The following is a 24,096-nucleotide window of genomic DNA, read 5'->3' on the forward strand; positions in this document are numbered from 1 at the left end:
TGTATTTTATGTTAACCTGTTAACTCATCAAACGAACAAGCAATGCTTTTTGTGCGTGAAGACGGTTTTCAGCCTCATGAAAAACAACAGAATGAGGACCATCAATAATCTCCGCCGTTACCTCTTCCTCTCGATGTGCAGGCAAACAATGCATAAAGATATAGTCACTCTTTGCATATGAGACCAGCTCTCGATTCACTTGATAATCTTTAAAATGTTTTAGGCGTACCTCTGCTTCAGCTTCTTGCCCCATGCTCGCCCAAACATCTGTATAAATCACATCACTATTTTTAATACCTTCAATCGGATCATGAGTTACTTCGATAACAGAACCGTTTTGTTTCGCAACTTCTTTTGCATAAGAAACAATCTCTTCCTTCGGTTCGTAGTTTTCAGGGCAAATAATAGTACAATCCATGCCCACTTTTGCGGCTCCAATCATTAAAGAGTGTGCGACATTGTTTCCGTCACCAATATACGCCAGCTTTTTCCCTTTGAACGACCCTTTATATTCTAAAATTGTAAGAAGATCAGCTAGTATCTGACACGGATGAAAATCGTCCGTAAGTCCGTTGATTACAGGAATAGATCCGCTCTGTGCAAGCTCTTCAACTGTGGATTGATGAAACGTACGAATCATTAGCGCATCTAGATAGCCGGACAATACTTTCGCTGTATCTGAGATCGATTCTCCTCTACCCATCTGAATATCACGAGTCGATAGATGGATCGCATGACCGCCGAGCTGCAGCATTGCAGCCTCGAACGAAACGCGAGTACGTGTCGATGATTTCTCGAAAATCATTCCTAAGATCTTTCCTTTTAGTAAAGGTGGTGCAGATGGACCTTGTTTTTTCAAGTCTTTCGCAAGGTTCAATAAGTCGATGATCTCAGATGTAGAATAATCCATCAGCGTTAGGAAATCTTTCTGAGTTTGCGTTTGGCGAAGTGGGTGTACGATTGACATTAGATCAGCACTTCCTTTCTCATTTTATTCGAGGTGCGTATCGCATCTAAATAAGCGTAAGATGTTTCTTTCCTTGTTAGTACATGGACTCTATCAAGAACGGCACGCTTAGCATTTTGACTTTCGCAATCATTCGAAAAATTTATATATATGGCTTTATTGTCTGTTTTTAACCATTCATCAAATGTTAGATTTTTTGCAGTAAGTACGGAATATCCACATTCCTCCCAGGCTTTTGAAGCAGCTTCAGCGAGGGTTCCTTCCGCAAAAATACTTCCTTGATCATTCCATAGATCAGCCAATTGAAGACTCGATCCTTTCAAAGCTTTCATTAGAGCTCCATTAAAATCGGCATCTGTTCCTATCACTTCTCCAGTAGATAGCATCATCGGACTTAACACCGGAGAAACACCAGGCAGTTTTATGGTTGAGAACACAGGCGCTTTTACTGTAACTTCCGGTTGTCCGTTATGCTCTTGGTCAAGGTTTAATGACTTTAATGAATGACCAAGAAGCAATTGTGTTGCTTTCTGCACGAGGTTTACATTCGTAATCTTACTCATGATGGGAGCTGTTCGAGATGCTCTTGGGTTCACTTCAATAACATATACACTCTCATTCTTTATAGCGAATTGAATATTAAACAATCCTTTATACGATAAGTTAAGTGCTATTTTTTTAGAGAAAGATTTTATTTGATCTATCACATGATTTGATAAAGATTGCGGTGGTGTGACAGTCAGACTATCTCCAGAATGAACCCCGGTTCCTTCTAAATGTTCAAAAATACCAGGAATGAATAGATCTGCACCATCGCTTAAAACATCTACCTCGGCTTCTGTACCTTCTAAAAACGTATCGATCAAAACAGGATAATTCACTTGTTCATGTTTTAGATAATCTGTAAGTTCGCTTTCAGAATACAGCACCTTCATTCCGCTTCCACCAATCACGTATGATGGACGTAGAAGAATTGGAAACCCTAGTTTGTTTGCATAAAGCTTCACTTCTTTTTCGCTTACCGCCGAAAATCCTGGAACTTTAGGAATATTCAATGTGTCCAAAAATTGATAAAAGCGCTCTCTGTCTTCCATTTGGTCTACGGTGTCTGCCGGACTTCCAAGAACATAATATCCCGCCTCTTCTAACTTCTTAGCCAAATTGATAGATGTTTGGCCACCAAATTGCAGAATGACATCTGATATTCCTTCAAACTCCAAAACATGATTGATGTCTTCAAAGGTTAGAGGCTCAAAATATAGGGAGTCAGATACTTCATAGTCCGTACTTACTGTTTCTGGATTATTGTTAATCAAGATGGCTTCATATCCAAAAGATTTGAGTGCTATAGCACTATGCACGCAACAATAATCAAATTCAACACCTTGCCCGATTCGTATGGGACCGGATCCGATGACTGCCACTTTTTTCTTCGTGCTTGGGATTCTATCGCTCTTCCCGCTCCAGCTGGAATAAAAATATGTCGTTTTTGCTTCGAACTCTGCTGCACACGTATCCACCATCTTATACGTCGGCGTGATATCCCACTCTACTCTCTTGTTGCGTACCTCTAACTCTGAAGCAGACCAGATTTCTGATAAGTATCGATCTGAAAAACCATACTTTTTTGCCAGTTGCAGCTGTTGTTTTTCTATTTTTTCTAAAGTTGTTTGTTGCAGCATATTGTCCATAGAAACCATCTCATGAAAGATGGATAAAAAGTAAGGTGTGATTTGTGTTAATTCATGAATTCTGTCTGCAGTTATTCCTCTTTTCAACAGTTCCATCACCACGAAAAAACGACGATCATCTGCTGATATGACAAGATCAAGAAGTGTATCCTCATCTAATGCAGATAGTTCTTTCAAATACATTCCGTTCGTTTTAAGCTCTAGTGATCGGATCGCCTTTTGAAACGCTGAAGCCATGTTTCTCTCTAACGCCATCACTTCGCCTGTCGCTTTCATCTGGGTTCCGAGTTTTCGGTCAGCATGAGGAAACTTATCGAACGGCCACCTTGGCATTTTTACAGCTACATAATCTAATGCCGGTTCAAAACTCGCAAAGGTCGTTCCTGTTACTGGATTCTTCAATTCATGCAGGTTATACCCTAGGGCAAGTTTGGCAGCGATCTTTGCAATCGGATATCCAGTTGCTTTTGATGCTAGTGCAGATGACCTGCTCACACGCGGATTCACTTCGATCAAATAATACTGTGAGTTATCAGGATGAAGTGCAAACTGAATATTACATCCTCCTACGATTTCAAGCGCAGAGATGATGGTTAATGACGCTTTTCTAAGTGACTGATACTCATCATCTGTTAATGTCTGGCTAGGAGCTACTACTACAGAATCACCTGTATGAACACCGACAGGGTCAACGTTTTCCATGTTACAAACCGTGATGCATGTTCCGTTCTTGTCACGCATCACTTCATATTCAACCTCTTTATAGCCTGCAATACTTTTTTCAATCAGACATTGGTTGATCGGACTCGCTGATAGACCTTGTTTAACTAGAGAGGTCAGCATCTCTTTAGAGGAAGCAATTCCGCCACCAAACCCCCCGAGAGTATATGCTGGTCTAACAATTACCGGATAACCAGTCACTTCAGCAAAATGGATCGCTTCGTCTATTGAAGTAACAATCTCACTTTCTGGTACAGGTTCTCCGAGATGCTTCATCAATGATCGAAACAGATCACGGTCTTCTGCTTTTTGTATAGAATGAATATCTGTACCTAAAAGTTTCACTTCATATTTCTTTAAAATTCCTTTCTCATGAAGTTCCATCGCCAAGTTAAGTCCTGTTTGACCTCCAACCGTGGCTAAGAGTCCATCAGGTTTTTCTTTTTGAATAATCTGTTCAGCATATTCTACTGTTAAGGGTTCAAAGTATATAACGTCTGCAAACGTCTTATCCGTCATGATCGTAGCCGGATTGTTGTTGATCAAGACTACTTCTATCCCTTCTTCTTTTAACGCTTTACATGCCTGTGTTCCGGAATAATCAAATTCTGCTGCCTGCCCGATTACGATCGGTCCTGATCCGATCACGAGCACCTTCTTGATGTCTTGTTGTTTAGGCATAACTTCTCACCTTCTCTGTATGTTGTACACTGTTAATAAAATTTTGGAAGATTTCCTTATGTTCGTTCGGACCAGGTGCTGCTTCAGGGTGGAATTGTACACTTGCAACATTGAATGAACGATGCCATAATCCCTCGACACTTTGATCGTTCACGTTTTCAAACCAAATATTGAACCCTGTTTCTGCTAAACTTTCTTTTTGAACAACATAACTATGATTTTGTGAACTCATCGATACTTTTCCTGTCTTCAAGTTCATAACTGGCTGATTCGCACCACGATGACCAAATTTCAGCTTTCGCGTCTCACCGCCGAATGCTAAAGCAAGTATCTGATGACCGAGACAGATGCCTAACGTAGGGTAGCGCATCGCTAGATTTTTATAACGATGAAAATAGGCGGAGAACCTCATAGGATCACCAGAACCGTTTGAAAAAACAAAACCATCTGGATTTAATTTTTCGATATCGGCTATATCTTGATCAAAAGGAACAATTGTTACTCTGCATCCCTCGTTAACAAGAGCATCAACGATTGATTTCTTATATCCAAAATCGATCAGTACGATATGCGTGTCTCCTGAACCTGTCTTTTTCATTGATGTAGTCGGCCAATATTCTTCTAGCTGAAAAGAATCAGGAGTGATGCTTGGTACATGCAAAACGGCTGGTAGAGATCCTTTTATTCGAATTTGTTGAATAAGAGATCTTGTATCTACATTGGTTAGAGCAGGGATTTGATAAGCGTTTAGCAAGTCAACGATAGATTGGCGGTTATCTTTTGCAACGAATCCAAAGCACTCTGCCATAACTACTCCTGCCACTTGAATTTTGGCGGATTCCATACTCTTAGGATCAAATCCGTAGTTTCCTATAAAAGGATAAGAAAACACGACGATCTGTCCTTGATAGGAAGGGTCGGTCAATACTTGTTCGTATCCAGTCATTCCTGTATAAAATACAACTTCACCTGAACCATATTGATTGTCACTAATCCAGTCACCATCAAATGCATGACCGTTAGATAGCGTTATACAGCCTTTCATGTTAAGTCCCACTCCTTGTATAAAACATATAGTTTAATGTATTTTTATTCAATTATAAGTAAAAAAATATCTAATTTCTTTTTACGTCACTTTTTCATATTTGTTATTAAAAAGAGCTAGAATCGTGTTTAACGCTGATGTTAGTTCTTCATCCGTAACATTTAAAGGGGGTAGTAATCGAATAACAGGCTCGCCTGCAGGAACGGTTAATAGACCTTGGTCTTCTAAATTTACTATTAATTCGCCAGCCCGCTCACATTCTATTCCTATCAATAGTCCTTTTCCTCGTATTTCCTTTACGCAAGGGAAATTTATCAAGTGATTTTCTAATTGCGCTTTGAAGTTCTTTCCTTTTCTCTCAACCTCACTTAAGAATTCGTCATGAAAAATGATATCCAAAACACTTTGGCTGACTGCACATGCGAGAGGATTTCCTCCAAATGTTGTTCCATGGCTACCTGGACCAAACATATCAGCTAGTTTACTCTTTCCAAGCATAGCTCCTATCGGAAAGCCGTTTCCTAGCCCTTTGGCAAGAGTAACGATATCAGGATCTAATTCGAAGTGTTCATAGGCATATCTTTTTCCCGTTCTGCCGATACCGGTTTGGACTTCATCAATAATTAATAAAATATCGTTCTTCTCACAAATCTCTTGCACTGCTTTATAAAAATCTGGGTCAGCAATTTTAATCCCGCCTTCTCCCTGTATGACTTCCATCATGATCGCAGCTGTGTCGTTGTCTGCCTGTTTCTTCAATTGCTCAATATCGTTCCATGGCAGATGTATGAATGTTGACAGAAGCGGTCCATATCCTTCTTTTATCTTTTGTTGACCCGTCGCCGACATGGAACCGAACGTTCTCCCGTGAAATGAATCGTTAAACGTGATGATCTTATTTTTCTTTGTGAATTTCTTAGCAAGCTTGATCGCAGCTTCGTTCGCTTCAGCTCCACTATTGCAAAAGAAGGCTAGATCCAAATGTGTGTGCTTCACAAGCGTATCTGCGAGCAACTCTTGCTGATGGATTTCAAAAAGATTGGAAGTATGCCAGATGCATTCGCTTTGCTTTTGTAGAGCTGCAACCACATCGGGATGACAATGACCTAGACTCGTTACAGCTATTCCACTCGTGAAATCTAAGTATTTCTTATCGTTTTGGTCATACACATAAGTTCCGTTACCTTTTTGAAGTCGTATTTGTTTTCTTTTGTAAGTTGGAAAAAGTGCACTCACGTGATCAGTACCTCCTTAAACAATTCCGTACCTGACAGAGTTTGGTCGGTAATTCGTACTTGCTTGATGTTTAGATCCAGACATTTTATAGCCGCTTCAACCTTTGGAACCATTCCCCCGCTTATGTGTCCTTCAACGATATTTTTATGAATGTCTGAGATCGTTAAGCATTTCATCCACTCTCCAAGCACTGAAACACCCGGTGTATCTGTAACAAAACATATCGATTCGGCAGATAGTGCAGCTGCTGTTTCTCCTGCCGCTGTATCTGCATTAATATTCACCGTTTCACCGTTCTCTGTTACACCAAGAGAAGCAATGACTGGAACCTTGCCAGCTTCTAACACGTTTTGGATGATCTCTGTATTTACTCTCTCTACACTTCCAACCCAACCATAATTCTCTTTATCTAAAAAATCACAAGTGAGCAGGGAATTCTCTGCTCCACAAAGTCCTTGAGCTGAAATTCCGTCGTTATTCAATCTCTCCACAAGATTTGTATTGGTAATGTCATTTAAAGCTGTTTTTACACAGAAAAGCGATTCTAGCGAAGTGACTCGTACGCCATTCTTCATTTCTAACGGCAACCCGGATTCCGTCAGCTTCTTATTGATTTCGGGCCCTCCTCCGTGAACGATAACGATCTTTTCGCCTTGTTCAATCCTGTTTTTAAGAGCATCAAAAAAAGGAGACTGTAGGTTAGAAAGCGTACTTCCTCCGATTTTCACAACATGACACACAACCCTCTCCTCCTTTTAGGTACGATAACTTGCATTAATTTGAACATAGTCATACGTAAGATCGCATCCCCACGCTCTTCCACTTCCAAGACCTTCTGATAGTTCAACCGAGATATGAATCTCATGACTTTTTAAGTAAGTACGGATTTTTTCCTCTGAAAATAGAACCGGCTCTCCATCTGCTACAACTTCATGTTCACCAATTTTTATTTTTACAGCGTCGGGATTAAATGAAACGCCACTATATCCAGCTGCAGCAAGAATTCTGCCCCAGTTCGCATCGCAACCAAATACAGCCGTCTTCACTAACGGAGAACCTACTATGGTTTTAGCAATGATTCTCGCCTCTTTATCCGAGGCTGCACCATTTACACTAACCTCAATCAGCTTGCTCGCACCTTCGCCATCCTTTGCGATAAGTTTGCCTAAATCTTCACAAACGAGTACGAGTGCTTCTAAGAATAGTTCCCATTCTGAATGGTTCTTGTCTAACTCTTCATTCTCACCCATGCCGTTTGCGAGCATGAGTACCATGTCGTTCGTCGATGTATCTCCGTCAACAGTAATACAATTGAAGGTTCGTTCTACGGCATAAGACAAAGCATCGCGCAGATCATCTTGCTGCACAGCTGCATCAGTCGTGATAAAGCCTAGCATCGTAGCCATATTAGGGTGTATCATCCCTGATCCTTTTGCCGTACCTGCTATCGTAATACTCTTATTATTAATTTTCAGAGAGTAGGCTGTATTCTTGGAAACGGTATCTGTCGTTAAAATCGATTGAGAAAAATCTATTGATCCTTTCAGCTCAGAATCTAGCACTAAGTTTTCAATACCAGCTGAAATTTTATCCATCGGCAGATGTTCACCGATCACCCCTGTTGAGGCAACTCCGACATAGTGCGGGGGAATATCCAGCTTTTCGGCGGTCTGGATCTGCATGTGCCGAGCATCTCTCAAGCCTTTTTTTCCTGTACAAGCATTTGCATTACCAGAGTTCACGATAATCGCTTGAAGCTTCCCCTCTTGAGAGATGCTATTCTGCGTAACTTTTAGCGGAGCTGCCTGTACTTGGTTCGTTGTATAAACACCTGCCGCGTTCGCCGGTGTAATACTATACAACAATCCTAAGTCGAGTTTTTTATGTTTTACACCACAATGAAGCCCACTTGCGTAAAACCCTTTTGGTGTCGCGATATTGATCCCTGTTATCTTTTGAATAACCGCTTTTGTTGCCTGCATCTATCCTGCCTCCTTTAGTTAAGGGAACATTGGTGAAGCTTTCAATCCCTTCGTTTCATCCATTCCGAACATCACATTCATATTTTGAACCGCTTGACCTGCCGCTCCTTTTAATAGATTGTCAATACAAGAGATCACCGTGATTCGGTTTGTTCGCTCATCAACGGCAAACGTAACATCACAAAAATTGGATCCGTATACTTGCTTTGTAAATAGGTTAGCTTTTTCCCTATGAACTCTGACGAAGTATTCACTGTCGTAATAAGATTCAAAGATTTCTTTTACAGAGCGAGAGGTAACTGAATCTGTGAGCTCTGCATACATCGTCGTCATGATGCCCCTAGTCATCGGGACAAGATGAGTATTAAATGTAATTTTCGTATCAACATCTGCACAAAACTGAATACTTTGCTCGATCTCTGGGATGTGCTGATGTTGATTGATCTTGTATATACCGAGGCTGTCATTCACTTGTGAAAAATGCGTTCCTTTGCCGGGTGAGGCACCCGCTCCAGAAATCCCGCTCTTTGCATCAATAACGAGTGAAAATGGATGGATCGCTTTTTCTTTTAATAATGGGAGAATACCAATAAGAGCTGCAGTCGGATAACATCCTGGGTTCGCGATCAATTTTCCTTTCTGTACCTCTTCTCTCTTCCATTCTGTTAATCCGTATACCGCCTGATTCACGAGTGATTGTGGAGGAGGCTCTTTTTTATACCACGCTCGATAGGTATCAGCATCTTTTATTCGAAAGTCTCCTGCTAGATCAATAATCTTTAAGTTCTCATCGACGAGCGAAGGAAGAAACTCTGATGAAACGCCACTTGGTGCGGAGGAAAACACGATATCTAATCCATCACTGGGTAGTTGTTTCAGTGGTTTTAGCTTCTGATCATGAACGTGATACAGATGCTGAATTTCTTCTGAAAGCTCAATACCTGCTCTAGAGGATGAATAGAGAACAACTTCGGTTATCTCTGTATGTGCAGATAGCAGCCGGAAGAGTTCCATACCGCCATATCCGGTCACACCAATAATTCCTGCTCTCATTACATCACTCCTTAAATAAGTTATGGTTCATTATAGGACTGTATAAAAATTAATTCAATAGTATATTTATAAATAATTTAATTTTAATAAAAAAACTGACTCTTCGGGTATACGAAAAGTCAGTCTTAACAATTTTTTATTGTCTTAAAAATCCACCTTCTGAATGGATGATCTGTCCAGTTATCCACTCTGCTTCTGGTGTTGTTAAAAATGCGATTAACCTTGCCGCATCTTCTGGCTTTCCAATCCTTCCACCAGGAAACTTCGGCAGCAGAATTTTTTCTAATTCTGGATTGATCCAACCTGTATCAGTAGGGCCAGGGTTCACTGCATTAACAGTAATTCCTTTGTGTCCGATTTCAGTAGCTAACGATAGGGTTAACGCATCAACAGCTCCTTTAGTAGCAGCGTAGGCTAATTCACCGAGCATCGGACCTTTCGACTGGCCAGAAGTTAGATGAACGATGCTTCCTCTGTCCCCTGTGAAACGTTTGGCAAATTCTATACTCAAAAGAGTCGTTGCCCGAATGTTGATTGCATAATGAGCATCTAAAATCTCACTTGTTGTATCTTCCCAGCTGTGATTCTGTGACATACAGGCATTGTTTACAAGTATAGTCGGTGTACCTAATTCCCTTTCAACTTTTTCTAGAAGTTTTGGAATATGTGCTGAAACACTAAGATCAATTTCTTCATACATGGATTGAACTCCGAGATTTTTTAATTTCTCTACAAGCTGCTCTGGATCATTTGTATGATCACCTGTATGCATCGTCGTGTCATAATTACCCCATGATGTAAAAAAGATGTTAGCTCCCCTGTTTGCAAGCTCAACACAAACAGCTGCGCCAATTCCGTTTATACGGCTAGCTCCCGTAACGATGGCTGTTCTTCCTTCTAAAGAACGATACATCTTGTTCCTCCTTATGTAACAGGCGTTTCTGCGCCTTTTCCATCTAATATACTTTGTATGTTTCTACATGCAAGTTCAGCCATTTTCATCCTTGTTTCAACACTTGCACTACCGATGTGAGGAAGGGCTACCACTTGTCTCATCGAGAGTAGAGGGTGATTGACATCAATCGGCTCTTGTTGGAATACATCAAGACCAGCTCCAGCGATTGTTTTGTTATGCAATGCCTCAATCAGTGCAGATTCATCAACCGTTGCACCCCTGCCTGCATTAATGAAGATCGCGCTATTCTTCATGCTCTGAAAAGCTTCTCGGTTAAACATGCCTTTCGTTTCAGGTGTTAATGGCGCAAGAGAAACCACAAAATCTGATTGCTTTAAAAGCTCATGAAATTCCTTATATTCCGCTTCGAGTGAGACCTCTCTATCAGGCTTACGGTTTCGATTGTGGTACAAAATTTTCATATCAAAGCCCTTTGCTCGTCTCGCTACGGCTTCACCGATCCTGCCCATTCCAACAATCCCGATCGTTTTATGATGAACATCAGTTCCCGCAAGTAATAAAGGTCCCCAGCTGTTCCACTTTCCTTCTTTTACATAATTAGCTGATTCAACAATCCTGCGCGCTGTTGCAAGGATTAGAGAAAAGGCTAAGTCCGCCGTAGAATCGGTTAATACATCTGGTGTGTTACAGACCGTTATACCTTTTTGTTTGGCAGCTGCGACATCGATGTTGTCATAGCCAACTGCTAGATTTGCTATTACTTTTAGTGAAGATGCTTCATTCAGTACTTCGCTATCGATTTTGTCTGAAAGCATCGTGAGCAGTCCATCTGCCTTTTTGATCTCGGTTAGAAGCACTTCACGTGGTACTGCCTTTTCTTCATGCGGCCACATGTTGATCTGTGCGATCTGCTCCAATTGTGTAACGGTTTCATTAGGTAATTTTCGTGTAATAAAAACATAAGGTTTTTGCATACGCTTTCACTCCTTGCTTGTTATTTTCTCATGTGAAAGTGAGAAAATAAAGCAATGGTACTTATGCATTTAATTTTGTTAGTGCAAAGTGTAATCTAAATAATGGTTGCTTTTAGAGATTTTCTATTTTTACTTCCTGTGAAGTTGATTGTAGCGGAAGGTTGCCGACTCCTATGGGACGAGCGGTCAGTCCGAAAAGTGGAAGTGACTCGTTTAGCCCCGACAAGCAAAAGTTGAATGGGCTAGGAAGGCGCACTTTGCCTTCTTGACCATTCAACTTGTGACCTCGAGGGGCTAGTCACTGCAACTAGACAGGTGGAGACACTTAATGGCGCAAAGCGGCAGTCCGAAAAGTGGAAGTGACTCGTTCAGACCCGACAAGCAAAAGGGAAATGGGCTTGGAAGGCGCACTTTGCCTTCTTGACCGTTTAACTTTTGACCTCGAGGGGCTAGTCACTGCAACTAGACAGGAGGCTCACCGTTCGCCCATGGAAAGCGAGCAACTTGGAGCGGAAATCAACTACTTTCGAAGACAACAATGTAGATCAAAACAATCAAAAAAAAGAGGTATAACTCAAAAATCTTACTTTTGAGCCACCTCTTTCTTTAGATCATGGGTACGAGCCAATCGACCATTGGGATATTTAACTCTTGAACCGGAAGACCGATCGATCTGTAAAAGCTTTTTAAAAAGTATTCATTTTGCTTTTCATATGAGATTAAGTCAGTAAAGCGGCGAACATATAGTTCTTTTCCGATATCTCTCTCATTATTATAATGTTCATCAACTGTATCAAAGTACTGTGAAGGAAAGAGGAGTCTGCCGTATAGAAGTCTCCAAGCTCCCTTAGATAATGGCTTTACTTTTTCATAGTCGTCGATCAACTGCAATACTTCGTGGCTTCTGAACTCTGGCTGATAGATTTTTTCTCTGATGCATTCTGCAAGGTCTCGCATCGGACTATCGATTACCCAGCCAACAGGCAGTTTAACAAAACTGTTAGACGTCCGAATCCATGAACGCTCGCTGAATCGATCATAACAAATTGCAGCAGAACCTATTCCTTTAGGCCCTCTCTCTAGTTGGTAATCCGTAATATATTGAATCGCATTTTCAGCCATTCCCTCATAATAAGGAAATGTAGTCAAAAACAATTGATCAAAATCGTTCTTTTGTCTTCTGGCTGATATTTCTGCATAACGGTTGTGCATTTCATCCACACGATTGATCCATAATAGCGGCCATTGTCCGTATGCGATTTGTTCAACTGGATAATACTGTTCAAGCCCTTTTCCTCGCTTATGAAATTCTGCGAGTTCAGAGCCTATTTCAATATTACGATGTTCCCCTTTTTTGGGTTCTACTTTAAAAATAATAACAGATTCTCCATCTACATAAGCACTAGGCATATTGGTGATCGTAGGCTGCAGAACAGGTATATTCTCCTCTCCGCGTTGCTGTAGATAATCACTGATATACATCATCTCTTGCAGTTTCTCATAAGACATCTGCTGCTGTGGTATCACGATGTATTGGTTTCCTTTGCAATAGAAGGTCCGATAACCTGATTCAGATCTTCTGTCTTCACAAACTAGTTGATAATGATGAAATACATCTCTTTCAAACAAAGCCGATCCCCCCACCCCTTCAGCTTTCCAGCGGTCGATCTTTTCAGATTAAACTGAACACATCCCCGCAAGATTGGATACACCATTGTATGCCCATATAGGCGAAGTGGTTAGTACTTTTTATAAATTCATAACTTTACTATGAAAACATATACTATACAAAGCTAAGGAGACTAACAGAGAAAAGGAGTACAAGGATGCCAAACAAAAAAGTGGAAAAAGTCGAAGAAACTGCACGCAAACAGCTGAACGAACGGGGCGTTACGGTAAACGATATTGCTGAACTTGTTTATTTTCTCCAAGTCCCCTATCATCCTGACCTAAAAATGGATGTATGTAGAGAAAACGTTGAAAGAGTCATTGCAAAACGTGAAGTTCAGAATGCTATTCTTACAGGTATTGCCCTAGATGTATTAGCGGAACAGAAAAAACTGGAACAGCCGCTTCAGGAAATATTGGCTCGCGATGAAAGTCTTTATGGAATCGATGAAGTGATCGCACTCTCAATCGTGAATATATATGGCTCGATCGGCTTTACCAACTACGGATTCATTGATAAACAAAAACCAGGGATTCTAGAAAAACTTAATGATAAGTCTACAGGGATGGTTCATACCTTCTTAGATGACATTGTCGGTGCGATTGCAGCTGCAGCATCGAGCAGATTGGCCCATCGTGCAGCAAATGAAGAATAAAAATAAGGCTTAAGAACAAGAGGAATCTCTTTGACTTAAGCCTTTTTTATGTTGTCTGTTCTAAGCTTTGCAGTTCTTGTAAGGAGTTGATTTCCGTTCCAGGATGCTCGCTTTCCGCGGGGCAGGCGGTGAGCCCCTTGCCGCTATGCACCCTTAAGGGTCTCACCTGTCTAGTTACAGTGGCTAGCCCCTCGAGGTCAAAAGTTAAATGGGTTAGAAGGCAAAGTGCGCCTTCCAACCCATTCACCTTTTGCTTGGCGGGGCTGAACGAGCCACTTTCACTCTTCGGACTGACCGCTTGTCCTAGCCGAGAGTCTCACACCTTGCACTTCAATCAACTTGTCAATGAAGAAGTGAACAAAATAACCCAAAAATAATTTGCAATTAAGGTACCTGCTTACTTGATCTCCCACTCATCCAATCCGTTTACAGTATACGTTGGATGCACCTCAATCTCTTCAAGGTGTTTCTTTGTAGTTACTCCTGTGTGAACAAGCAGCGTATCTATCCCGGCACGAATTCCAGCTAAGATGTCTGTTTGGTAGTTGTCTCCGACCATTAGTGTTTCTTCTTTCTTCGTACCAAGTGTTTCTAATGCCATCTCCATGATGATCGACTCAGGCTTACCAATAAACGTTGGTTCTGTTTGGGTAGAAACGGTAATAACAGAAGTTAACGAGCCGTTTCCAGGCAGCAGTCCTCTTTCTGTCGGAAGTGCGATATCACCATTTGTAGAGATAAACGTCGCTCCGTTACGAACTGCGAGGCATGCTTTTGCTAATTTCTCGTACGTGATCGAGCGATCGATTCCGATTACAACAAAATCAGGGTTCTCTTCTACAAGTTGCAGTCCTTGTTCTTGTAGCGCTTCTTTAATCCCATCTTCACCAATACAATAGACGGTCGCATTTTGCTTTTGTTCAGCTATATAATTGGCTGTTGCCATACTCGTCGTATACACATGCTCTGATGATGCTGGAATATCGAATCCTGCAAGCACATCTGCCACTTGTTTTTTTGTCTTAGAAGAATTGTTTGTCACAAATAAATAGGGAATGTTATTTTCGTTTAATTTTTTGACAAAATCAACAGCCTCAATAATTCGTTCTGTCCCTCGATACATCGTTCCGTCTAAATCAATCAAGAATCCTTTATATGCCTTCATTATGCTCTCTCCTTTTATGTACCTATTCATTTTACCCATTTCAAAAAAAAACACACCTGAAGCGTTTTAAACTTCAGATGTTTGCTTTTCTTCTTTTATCACATAACAGCAATAATCTCCGCCTTTAGCCATGCACGTCTTTCGGTCAACAGCATCCGTTTGAAGCATGCGCTTAAACAGTGAAAGTTCACAAGAGCACGCTTGCTGATATTCATTCGCTACCTTAGCGATCGGACAATTGTACTCCGTTAATACATAGGTTCCGGGGTCATCTCCTCTTTGCCAGTCCACCATGTACCCCGCTTCATTTTGAATGTTAGCGAGTTCATTTACTTTATGTTCAAACTCTGTGAGGGTATTCATGCGATCTTTATATTTATCTTGCAGACGGTTTTCACGTCGTTTAAACAATTCATCGATTGTTTCTGTGCCACTTACTTCTTCTATATCTTTTAAAAAATCGACGGTAAGTCCTGAATAATTTCGTGGAAATTGTTCGTCACCGCTTGCTGTAAGATGATAAAAATGGATTGGTCTTCCCATAGCCTGTCGCACAAGAGTCGTTTCAATCACATGGTCACGTTCTAATGTGTTGAGATGACGACGAACAGCCATTTCAGTTATTCCAAGGGATTTCGCCATTTCCGTAACAGTCATCCTCTTATTTCTTTTTAAAAGATAGATGATTTCTTCACGGGTTGAGGTGTGATTCTTCATGGTCATCACCATCCTTTGTCACCATTTTATCGTAAATAAGGGTAAACGTACATTTTTAAATATAAATGTATAAAAACTCTTTTATCCTTATTCAGGTAAAAATGCAGAAACTGGCCCCAACTCTTCTTCTAGATACCTTTTTATGCGTAATGGGAATGCCGAGAGTTCTCTTTCTTTTGAAGCGATGGTATCATATATAACCTTACTATCAGAGGTAGTGTAGTCTTGAACGAGGGATTTGCGAAGATTCACCACTTCCTTTAAGGATACCGCTTCATCATTTGGGATTACTTTTTCATCAATCAGAATATCAAGGATATCTTCAAAGCTTCCAGGGTCGCGCATGATAAATCCATCAATGATCATATTTCCAACGTCCATCATCGATTCGATCAACATATGTCCTATTCTTTCCACCACGAGTGTTTCAAGCTTATTTGCGGGAGTGGATAGCTCCTTAAACGTATTGATTAATTCATTCATATACACTAAATGTTCATTGATTTTCTTTCGATCAACAAAATACATAGTCATCACCTTTTGTAAGTTTCTCAAGTAAAGTGTAACATAAAGTAAGAGCAATCATATGAACTCAAATTTAAATTTTGCTTTGTGCTGAAGGAGGAACAAAATGAACGAAGAAACTTTTTTCTTATATGATGATAAAGAAACAACTGAAACACGCTTTGTAAGCTTTATGGGACGAAACACTCGCTTCGACCTTGCCATCACTAAAACTACAAGACATTATGGAAAATCTTTAGTTCTGAACATGTTAGGCAGTACATATGCCATCATCGGTCAAGATGATTTAGAAGAAGAAGGATATTTAGAACACGCGTTTAATCTAACTGAAGAGGACGCGATGGAGCTTCGTGATTTTTTAGCTGATGTTGTTTAACATATAATCAAAATGTACCAAAAAAGAATCATGCTTTCTTGGAGACACTTTAGATAAGGAGACTTTTCTTATCCTAAAATGACCGAAGAGAGGATGGTTTTTTTGTTCGAAAAAGAAAAAGAACAATATACCGATTTTTCGAATGTAGAGACTGGTCGTAATTACGTGCTTCCTGAGGATTTACCTGAAGGTCCATATGGCTCTCCAATCAAGAGAGCATTAGGGAAATCGACTCCTTGGAGAGAAGAACAACGTTATTATAGTGCCTTTAACTATGAAAACAAAACCCTTCATGAAGGTCTGGAAAGACAAGATCCTGGTGCTCATCCCACACACGATGATCCAGAATACCATACAGAAAAGCCTTATGAAGATTCTCGAGGCTCATAACGCTTGTTGCTAGTCGAAGATCATCGCTAAGACAAAGAAAAACCCCTGAATTTCTCAGGGGTTTACTTTTTTGACTACAAAATACGGACAACCGAAATTACAATATTCATAAATGTATTCCGGCAATGTGCTGATCTTCGTATCAAACGTAGCCTTCTCATGATTGTCTTCAAAGAACCCACGAAGTCGAAGCTGTTCGTAGCCGAGATCACCAACAATATAATCGTATTTATGTAAGATTTCACTATAGCGCGCTTTAAATTGTTCCTCGTTAAAGGCTTCTTTTACATCTTCAATCACTTCATAGGAATAATTACCAACTGTAATCAAAAATGCTTCACCTCGTTTCCTGATACTTATTTTACCATGCTTGTGCTCTTTACAGCCAACAATTTCTTCGTAAAGATCTTTTACTTTAAGGCACTCTATAGAATAAGGAGGTGAAACACCTGTGAAAAAACTAGGAATGTTCTTATTGATCGGCTTAATGCTTGCTGGATGTGGCGGCGCTGATCAAAAAAAGATGGGGCAAGAATATAAATTTTCTAAAACGAATGTAAAAGATGAGAATCGAATTGGCAACAACATGAATTATGGGGACTTTGGATATATGCGTCATATGTCGGGGGACAAAGTAAAAACAGGAAATGCGGTTCCATACTTAAATCGTCAAAAACTTGCCGACATGATCTCTGACATGGTCCTTCAATTACCAAATATTAAAGATGTCGGTACTTTGGTTACAGATGAAGAGGTTCTAATCGGCTACAAAACAACGAATAAGGACCGAAACGCAGCTGCTGATCAAGTAAAGATGACTGGTTTTTCTGTCGTACCAAGGTATTATCACGTTTACGTATCTGATGAAAAAGGAATGATCGATAAGATTGAACAATATCAATCCTTAAACAATGATACGGAACAGATCGAAGGCATCATGGACCAGCTGATTCTACAAATGAAAAAAGCGCCTCAAGGTAAGAAGTGGAACTATGGGGAAAATGAAAACGGGGAAATGAACGGGGAAACGAACAATATGCGTGGAGAAATGGAAGGCAAATAAAAAACCAGAAGCAGATCGTTGCTTCTGGCTTTTTTATTTAGCTGTTTTGTGCAGCTGCGTTTACTTGCTCATCCGCATGGTAAGAAGAACGTACTAGCGGCCCGGACTCACAATGCTTGAATCCTTTAGAGAACGCGATATCACGAAGTTCTTTAAATTCATCTGGTGTATAGTATTTTTGTACTTTTAAATGTTTTTTAGTTGGTTGTAGATATTGTCCGATCGTCATAATATCTACATTATTTGCACGTAGGTCATCCATCGTTTCAACAATTTCTTCCCACGTCTCGCCTAATCCGATCATAAGACTTGATTTTGTCGGAATGTTACCATTCATTTCCTTTGCACGACGCAAGAACTCCATCGTTCTATCATACGTTGCACGTGCACGAACTCTTGGAGAAAGACGTCTCACCGTTTCAATATTGTGGTTCATGATATCTGGTTTGGCATCCATCAATGTTTTGAGCGCATCAAAATCACCTAACATGTCAGATGGCAATACTTCAATGGAACAGAATGGATTACGAGCACGAACAGCACGAACGGTTTCAGCAAAAACATGAGCACCGCCATCTTTAAGATCATCACGTGCAACAGCCGTGATTACAACGTGTTTCAGACCCATTTGTTCAACAGATTCTGCTACACGTTCTGGCTCCTGTAGATCGAGTTCTGTTGGTAATCCTGTTTTTACTGCACAAAAACGACAAGCACGTGTACAGATGTCTCCAAGAATCATAAAAGTAGCTGTTTTTCGAACAGCCCAACATTCATGGATGTTAGGACATTTAGCTTCTTCACATACCGTATGTAGCTTTTTCTCACGCATCATCTTTTTGAGTTCTTTATAATTTTCGTTCGTGTTTAGCTTTATTTTTAACCACTCGGGTTTACGTACATATTCTTCTTTCTTTGCCATCATCATCACCCCAAATTTTCTTGGTCTTTCGTATAATGAACGTTCGTATTTTAGTTGCTACTTAAACATTATTGTCCCATCAATACTCTACCATACGACAGGGCAAAATTCCAAACAAGAGTTTTTTCCAACATTTTTCCTTCATGTTTTTTCTTAACTTCAACAAACTATAGATAAATGAAAGAAAGGAGTGGATTGGGACGTATGAGGAAATTTACTGTCCTGTTCCTCACTCTGACAGCCCTTCTAATAACCTTTCTTCCGGAAAGCAGGAGCACGGCAGCAGAGCGATTTACGAAAGAAGATGTGGAAAGGCTTAGCCTCTATAAAAAAATGGAGTCCGTCACTCTCATTCCATGGCATTACTTTGCAGGTGTAGACCAATACGAAAGAAGCGTAAGAAAAGCGAGAAGAGATCTACCTGCCAGAAAAGGATTAGTCGGCATTTATTTTTCTCCCTTACAATGGTCTGGACCTATAAACCCAACGATGGACGATACGAACCCTGAACGAATCTCCATGTTTGGAGGCATCGGAAAAGACGGGAACAACGACGGAATTGCTGATCGAAACAACGATGAAGACATTTTATATACATTTAGTGAGATCATTCAAAAGCATGGGCATGATATAGAAAATTTTAGAATCGGCCTTTGGAGCTATTACCAGCGTGATAAAGCCGTAGATATTATTATGGAAAACGCGAAGATCTATGAGACCTATGGAACTGTTTCTCTAGACAAACACAGCTTTATCGTTCCATTAAGATCAAACTATAGCTATCGAAGCACATGGGGTGACCGTCGTGGATTTGGTGGCTTACGAATTCATGAAGGTACAGATATTTTTGCGGATTACGGGGTTCCTGTAAAAGCCGTTTCGTACGGAATCGTTGAGATCAAGGGGTGGAACCGTTTTGGCGGATGGAGAATCGGTGTCCGTGATATCAATAATGTGTATCATTATTACGCCCATTTAGGCAGCTTCAATAAAGCAATCGAGAAAGGGTCTATCGTTGAACCCGGAACGGTGCTTGGCTATGTAGGCAGCTCTGGGTACGGTCCTCCCGGAACATCAGGGAAATTCCCTCCTCACCTACACTTTGGCATGTACCGTGACAACGGATATACGGAATGGGCATTCGATCCTTACCCTTATTTAAAAGCATGGGAACGTCAGGAGCGTATTAACAACAGGCGAAGATAAAGATGAATGTTAGCTAAGTTGGAAAAAGAAGCTTGAGGGCTTCTTTTTTTACTGGGCGCTCGTATTTTTCATATGGCGCTCGTAAATCTCGAGCCTTGCTCTGATTTACGAGCGCCATCATAAAAAAGCTGATTCTTCAACAGAAGAACCAGCTTCACACTTTATTTCTTTCTGGAAACGCGAACCACATTTGCGATACTGCGATTAAGAAGAAAATATAATTATTCTGCTGCTTCCTCACCCGTGTCTTCTGATGAGTTTTCTTCAGCAGGTTCCAATTCATCATGAGATTCCTTTTCTTTTAAGTCTGGGGTAATCGGGACAGTAGGCTGAATCGGATCTCCAGATTGATTGTAATAGACCGGAACTTCCCCTTTAATAAACTGAGCTGTTATCTTAATTGGCCTTTTAACGATTGTCGTTTCTGTTGCGAAAGGTATAACGATTCTTGTTTTAACTGTAACTACGATATCAATATTGATCCACGTATTGTTGATTCCTGAATTCTCTATTCTCTCCTCGATATCTGTGTTCGCTTCACCAATCAACATAAATTTAATCGGAATCTTCGGACCTAAGTTCGCTAAGAGTGAATTTCTCGTGGCTTGCCCTAGTGGTATTTCCATAATTACACCCGGTTCATTCTTATAAGCTGTTATCCCTAACTCATCATCAGCTATCACTTCATGTGCTTTACCTTCTTCAATTTCCTTTAGGTATTTTTGAACGACTTTTTGTGACTGGTTCGCAACCTGGTTGACTACACTCTGATTGATTCCAGCAAAGACGACATTCCCCTCAGTATCTGTCTTATATTCAATGATATCATTCATTTCTGAAGGTCCTAATATTTCATTGTCGATCGCTTCACTTATTGCAAGGGCAGCGATCTCCTCCGTTTTCTTTTGCGCGATCAACATGAGAGTTGGTTCAATTCCTTTGTTTACAAGCCATAACCCTTGAATCGTTATAAAAGTGAACAGAATAAATGAGATCAACAGTACAAATCGGAATGGAAGTGGCCCTTTTCGAAGTTTCATTTTTCTGCGCTTAAGCAAAAGGTAACCCCCCTTTATCTACATATACATATGTATGCAGACAAGAGGGGGGCTCATTCAAACTTTATGGTTTTATTTTTTTTCGTACACGACAAAGTCATGTAGATATTTGTTCTTTTCATCAACGATACCTGGTTTGCGGGAGACTTCCATCCACTCTTCACGATTGATTTCTGGAAAATACGTATCTGCCTCAAAGGTATGGTGAATCTCTGTGACATACAGGCGATCTGCAACCGGCAGGAACAGCTTAAAGATCTCTGTTCCACCAATCACACATAATTCTTCCGTTTCTTTCTGAATCACTTCGTCAACAGAATGAACGACCGTTGTTCCTTCTGCTTGATACTGCTCATCTCTTGTTACCACGATATTTTCTCGTCCAGGTAGAGGCTTTCCGATAGATTCATACGTTTTCCGACCCATCACGATTGGTTTCCCCATCGTTACGTTCTTAAAGTGTTTGAGATCGTTAGGTAAATACCATGGAAGATCATTGTCCTTACCGATCGCGCGATTTTCATCCATCGCTACAACAAAAGAGATCATACGCTCACCACGCCTTTAATGTGTGGATGCGCCTCATAGCCTACAAGCTCGAAATCATCGTAAGTGAAGTCAAAGATACTCGTCACGTTTGGATTAATCTTCATCTTTGGTAGCGGCTTTGGCTCACGAGTGAGCTGCAGCTCTACTTGTTCAAGGTGATTGGTGTAGATGTGCGCGTCACCTACCGTGTGAACGAACTCACCTGGTTTAAGTCCTGTTACTTGAGCCACCATCATCGTTAACAAAGCGTATGACGCAATATTAAAAGGCACCCCTAAGAAACTATCTGCTGAGCGCTGATAAAGCTGACAGGAGAGCTTTCCATCTGCTACATAGAATTGAAACAATAAATGACACGGCGGCAGCGCCATATTCGGAATATCAGAAGGATTCCATGCAGTGACGATTAATCGTCTTGAATCAGGGTTCTTCTTGATGTCTTCGATTACGTTCGAGATCTGGTCGATCGTCTCACCGTTCGGAGTCGACCATGAGCGCCACTGATGTCCGTATACAGGACCTAGGTTTCCATCTTCATCTGCCCACTCATCCCAAATGCGTACACCGTTCTCTTTTAAATAAGCGATATTCGTGTCACCTTTTAAGAACCAGAGTAATTCGTGAATAATGGATTTTAAATGCAGCTTTTTTGTCGTAACAAGCGGAAAGCCTTCCTGTAGGTCGAACCGCATCTGACGACCGAACACAGAAACAGTCCCCGTGCCTGTACGATCCTCTTTTTTTGTACCGTTATGTAGAATATCTTGAAGAAAATCCAGATATTGTTTCATCCCTCATCGCCTCCTATTTTCTTTTAATCGTATCATACGAAAAGTCATAAAAATAGCTTCAACACCTAACACTTTTTCCCTTCTGTACACATAAAAATAATAGTGAAGAAAGGAGTGGAAGCATGTTAGAGATGAACCCGATCTTAATTGAAGGACATCCGTTTACCGCTGTCACCCTTCGTTTGCCAAAAACGAATTTTATGGCTGTATTCAACGACAATGGATATATCATGTGTGGAGCACTAGACGTAGCTCTTTTAAACGAAAAGTTAGCAGACCGTAAAATTATTGCAGGACGCGCTGTTGGAGTAAGAACGATCGAACAGCTGCTGGATGCACCTTTAGAATCTATTACTCTTGAAGCAAAAGAAAAAGGTATTGAAGTTGGTATGCAAGGGCGAAAAGCACTTTTGAAAATGATCTAGAGCATTTATCGGCGAGATTTGAAATTTATCGGCAAGAAGATTAATATATCGGCAAAAAATCAATTATATCGGCAACTTTTCAAATTTATCGGCGAAAAATGAAATATATCGACATTTCCAATCATATGACAACACCCTCTGCCAATATAGCAGAGGGTGTTCACTTTATGCTTTAAAACGATCTCTTGTTATTTTAATTGAAATTAAATTAATGCATAAGACCAAGGATAAGAACTGTATGCGCTTCGAATCATTGATATATATGTAGACACATAGTAGGTAAACGCCACTGACGATAAAGGCAATCTGTAAGCAGTACATCATCTGAATCAATTTTTTGAAATTCAAAGTGATCCCCACTTTCATTATCCAGTTCACGGTATTTCATTCACCCTATTAGTATATCAGTCTACAATGAAAAATGAATCGTTTCCTTCTTTTTGAAATGGATTTGTAATATAAGGAAAATTTAAAACAAATCCAATTGCCTTGGAGCTAAGAAGTCATATTGGATATCCAAAAGTTCAATCATCTGCTTCGCATTATCAGCAGCATCTCCACCTGAATTATTGTTAAAAAGAATGGTTAGATCCTTCGTTTCTGAAGAAAGCTGTTGTATGCGCTCCCGCCATTCTTGAAGCTCCGTCTCATTATAACGATAAAGATAACGAACTTCTCGCCAGTTTGGCTGACCTTGGTTATTCCAGCCATACACGTTTCGGCCATGCATTCTCACAAGTGTCTTTTCTGGTGTTGTGTGCATGACGATCGGAATCGATCCTTGTCCTGCTTGAGGTTCATCACAGACCGTATGAATCCAATTCTCTTCATGAATAAATTGAAGCGTCTTCTCCCTCATTTCATCACTGAACCACGTTTGGTTACGAAACTCCAGTGCTACAGGAATGTCACCCATCATTTCTTTTGCAAAGCGAAGCATCTGAACATTCTCTTTCTTACAATCAAACCAAGGAGGATACTGAAACAAAACCATTTCAAGCTTGCCAGACGAGATGACAGGCTGAATGGACTCTATAAACGCCTCATACATTTCTTTAACAGAGTCAAAAGGCAGCTTGCCTCTTGAATGTCCCGTCATGCCTTGATAAGCCTTTACAACAAACGAAAATTCCTTTGGAGTAGCGGCTACCCACTTTTCGTAGTTTTTAACAGGCTGAACCGCATAAAAGGAAGAATCGACTTCTACAACAGGAAAGTGGCCGCTATATACAGCGAGCTTATCTCTTGCAGGAGTTCCATCTGGATAAAGAGAATCGTGATCTCCCCAGCCTGTTACACCGATTTTTATCATGCTTTGAA

General features: G+C 40.5%; 25 protein-coding genes. 6 read left to right on the plus strand and 19 right to left on the minus strand.

Translation table 11 applies throughout. From position 1 onward, the window contains the following. Positions 1-19: 19 nt before the first annotated feature. The 10 genes from argF to yutH all read right to left on the minus strand — a co-directional run bounded on the left by argF (position 20) and on the right by yutH (position 12,894). Positions 20-967 (minus strand): ornithine carbamoyltransferase, encoded by a 948-nt coding sequence (argF, locus tag I5J82_RS12785; RefSeq protein WP_198768161.1) that lies wholly within the window; start codon positions 965-967, stop codon positions 20-22. Further along, the gene (carB, locus tag I5J82_RS12790) at positions 967-4,059 is read right to left on the minus strand and encodes a carbamoyl-phosphate synthase (glutamine-hydrolyzing) large subunit (RefSeq protein WP_198768162.1); all 3,093 of its coding nucleotides are present in this window, start codon (positions 4,057-4,059) and stop codon (positions 967-969) included. Before carB ends, argF begins: the two co-directional genes overlap by 1 nt. Further along, on the minus strand, positions 4,052-5,104 hold the full coding sequence (locus I5J82_RS12795) for a carbamoyl phosphate synthase small subunit (RefSeq protein ID WP_198768163.1): 1,053 nt from the start codon (positions 5,102-5,104) through the stop codon (positions 4,052-4,054). Before I5J82_RS12795 ends, carB begins: the two co-directional genes overlap by 8 nt. An 81-nt stretch (positions 5,105-5,185) precedes the next feature. Next, positions 5,186-6,340, minus strand: a complete 1,155-nt coding sequence (gene argD / locus I5J82_RS12800) for an acetylornithine transaminase (RefSeq protein WP_198768164.1) — start codon at positions 6,338-6,340, stop codon at positions 5,186-5,188. Beyond that, positions 6,337-7,080: an acetylglutamate kinase gene (gene argB, locus I5J82_RS12805; RefSeq protein WP_198768165.1), complete on the minus strand. Its 744-nt coding sequence runs from the start codon at positions 7,078-7,080 to the stop codon at positions 6,337-6,339. Before argB ends, argD begins: the two co-directional genes overlap by 4 nt. Positions 7,081-7,095: 15 nt before the next feature. After that, a complete protein-coding gene (gene argJ / locus I5J82_RS12810) occupies positions 7,096-8,322 on the minus strand; it encodes a bifunctional ornithine acetyltransferase/N-acetylglutamate synthase (protein ID WP_198768166.1) in 1,227 nt (408 codons plus the stop codon). Between the two features lie 18 nt (positions 8,323-8,340). Next, positions 8,341-9,375 carry an N-acetyl-gamma-glutamyl-phosphate reductase gene (gene argC, locus I5J82_RS12815; RefSeq protein WP_198768167.1) on the minus strand — a complete coding sequence of 345 codons (1,035 nt, stop codon included), beginning with the start codon at positions 9,373-9,375 and terminating at the stop codon, positions 8,341-8,343. 136 nt (positions 9,376-9,511) lie between these two features. Next, the gene (locus I5J82_RS12820) at positions 9,512-10,288 is read right to left on the minus strand and encodes an SDR family oxidoreductase (protein WP_198768168.1); all 777 of its coding nucleotides are present in this window, start codon (positions 10,286-10,288) and stop codon (positions 9,512-9,514) included. An 11-nt stretch (positions 10,289-10,299) separates the two neighbouring features. Continuing rightward, complete coding sequence (locus I5J82_RS12825; protein WP_198768169.1) at positions 10,300-11,265, minus strand: 2-hydroxyacid dehydrogenase; 966 nt, start codon at positions 11,263-11,265, stop codon at positions 10,300-10,302. A gap of 606 nt (positions 11,266-11,871) precedes the next feature. Beyond that, complete coding sequence (gene yutH, locus I5J82_RS12830; protein ID WP_198768170.1) at positions 11,872-12,894, minus strand: spore coat putative kinase YutH; 1,023 nt, start codon at positions 12,892-12,894, stop codon at positions 11,872-11,874. Between the two features lie 197 nt (positions 12,895-13,091). On the opposite strand from yutH, the gene I5J82_RS12835 reads away from it, so the two are divergent. Then, entirely contained in the window at positions 13,092-13,589 is a 498-nt protein-coding gene (locus I5J82_RS12835) for a phosphatidylglycerophosphatase A family protein (protein ID WP_066397286.1), read from the plus strand. 397 nt (positions 13,590-13,986) lie between these two features. On the opposite strand, the gene I5J82_RS12840 is transcribed toward I5J82_RS12835, so the two are convergent. From I5J82_RS12840 to I5J82_RS12850, 3 genes are all read right to left on the minus strand, one after another. Further along, positions 13,987-14,754, minus strand: a complete 768-nt coding sequence (locus I5J82_RS12840; RefSeq protein WP_198768171.1) for a TIGR01457 family HAD-type hydrolase — start codon at positions 14,752-14,754, stop codon at positions 13,987-13,989. Positions 14,755-14,820: 66 nt separating this feature from the next. Further along, the gene (locus tag I5J82_RS12845) at positions 14,821-15,477 is read right to left on the minus strand and encodes a helix-turn-helix transcriptional regulator (protein ID WP_233096638.1); all 657 of its coding nucleotides are present in this window, start codon (positions 15,475-15,477) and stop codon (positions 14,821-14,823) included. Positions 15,478-15,558: 81 nt separating this feature from the next. After that, positions 15,559-15,999: a DUF86 domain-containing protein gene (locus I5J82_RS12850; RefSeq protein WP_198768173.1), complete on the minus strand. Its 441-nt coding sequence runs from the start codon at positions 15,997-15,999 to the stop codon at positions 15,559-15,561. 103 nt (positions 16,000-16,102) lie between these two features. Between I5J82_RS12850 and I5J82_RS12855 the strand changes: the two genes are divergently transcribed. Then, positions 16,103-16,372, plus strand: a complete 270-nt coding sequence (locus I5J82_RS12855) for a DUF3055 domain-containing protein (protein WP_198768174.1) — start codon at positions 16,103-16,105, stop codon at positions 16,370-16,372. A 93-nt stretch (positions 16,373-16,465) separates the two neighbouring features. Next, positions 16,466-16,762, plus strand: a complete 297-nt coding sequence (locus I5J82_RS12860) for a hypothetical protein (RefSeq protein WP_225218678.1) — start codon at positions 16,466-16,468, stop codon at positions 16,760-16,762. Positions 16,763-16,816: 54 nt separating this feature from the next. Here I5J82_RS12860 and I5J82_RS12865 read toward each other — a convergent pair whose 3' ends face one another. Continuing rightward, positions 16,817-17,092: a YutD family protein gene (locus I5J82_RS12865; RefSeq protein ID WP_066397303.1), complete on the minus strand. Its 276-nt coding sequence runs from the start codon at positions 17,090-17,092 to the stop codon at positions 16,817-16,819. Between the two features lie 121 nt (positions 17,093-17,213). On the opposite strand from I5J82_RS12865, the gene I5J82_RS12870 reads away from it, so the two are divergent. Next, positions 17,214-17,825 (plus strand): YhcN/YlaJ family sporulation lipoprotein, encoded by a 612-nt coding sequence (locus tag I5J82_RS12870; RefSeq protein ID WP_198768175.1) that lies wholly within the window; start codon positions 17,214-17,216, stop codon positions 17,823-17,825. 37 nt (positions 17,826-17,862) lie between these two features. On the opposite strand, the gene lipA is transcribed toward I5J82_RS12870, so the two are convergent. Then, positions 17,863-18,747, minus strand: coding sequence for a lipoyl synthase (lipA, locus tag I5J82_RS12875; protein ID WP_198768176.1), 885 nt, complete (start codon positions 18,745-18,747; stop codon positions 17,863-17,865). A 204-nt stretch (positions 18,748-18,951) separates the two neighbouring features. Here lipA and I5J82_RS12880 point away from each other — a divergent pair, with 204 nt between their 5' ends. Continuing rightward, on the plus strand, positions 18,952-19,953 hold the full coding sequence (locus I5J82_RS12880; RefSeq protein WP_198768177.1) for a M23 family metallopeptidase: 1,002 nt from the start codon (positions 18,952-18,954) through the stop codon (positions 19,951-19,953). 221 nt (positions 19,954-20,174) lie between these two features. On the opposite strand, the gene yunB is transcribed toward I5J82_RS12880, so the two are convergent. The 3 genes from yunB to I5J82_RS12895 all read right to left on the minus strand — a co-directional run bounded on the left by yunB (position 20,175) and on the right by I5J82_RS12895 (position 22,351). Further along, on the minus strand, positions 20,175-21,011 hold the full coding sequence (yunB, locus tag I5J82_RS12885) for a sporulation protein YunB (RefSeq protein WP_198768178.1): 837 nt from the start codon (positions 21,009-21,011) through the stop codon (positions 20,175-20,177). 72 nt (positions 21,012-21,083) lie between these two features. After that, on the minus strand, positions 21,084-21,560 hold the full coding sequence (locus I5J82_RS12890; protein ID WP_198768179.1) for a dihydrofolate reductase: 477 nt from the start codon (positions 21,558-21,560) through the stop codon (positions 21,084-21,086). Next, positions 21,557-22,351, minus strand: coding sequence for a thymidylate synthase (locus I5J82_RS12895; RefSeq protein WP_198768180.1), 795 nt, complete (start codon positions 22,349-22,351; stop codon positions 21,557-21,559). The genes I5J82_RS12890 and I5J82_RS12895 overlap by 4 nt, the downstream gene beginning before the upstream one ends. Before the next feature lie 122 nt (positions 22,352-22,473). Here I5J82_RS12895 and I5J82_RS12900 point away from each other — a divergent pair, with 122 nt between their 5' ends. Continuing rightward, positions 22,474-22,776 (plus strand): YunC family protein, encoded by a 303-nt coding sequence (locus tag I5J82_RS12900; protein ID WP_066397323.1) that lies wholly within the window; start codon positions 22,474-22,476, stop codon positions 22,774-22,776. A 469-nt stretch (positions 22,777-23,245) separates the two neighbouring features. Here I5J82_RS12900 and I5J82_RS12905 read toward each other — a convergent pair whose 3' ends face one another. After that, positions 23,246-24,088 carry a DUF72 domain-containing protein gene (locus I5J82_RS12905; RefSeq protein WP_198768181.1) on the minus strand — a complete coding sequence of 281 codons (843 nt, stop codon included), beginning with the start codon at positions 24,086-24,088 and terminating at the stop codon, positions 23,246-23,248. Positions 24,089-24,096 lie beyond the last annotated feature (8 nt).

Source organism: Fictibacillus halophilus (assembly GCF_016401385.1).
Taxonomy (GTDB): domain Bacteria; phylum Bacillota; class Bacilli; order Bacillales; family Fictibacillaceae; genus Fictibacillus; species Fictibacillus halophilus.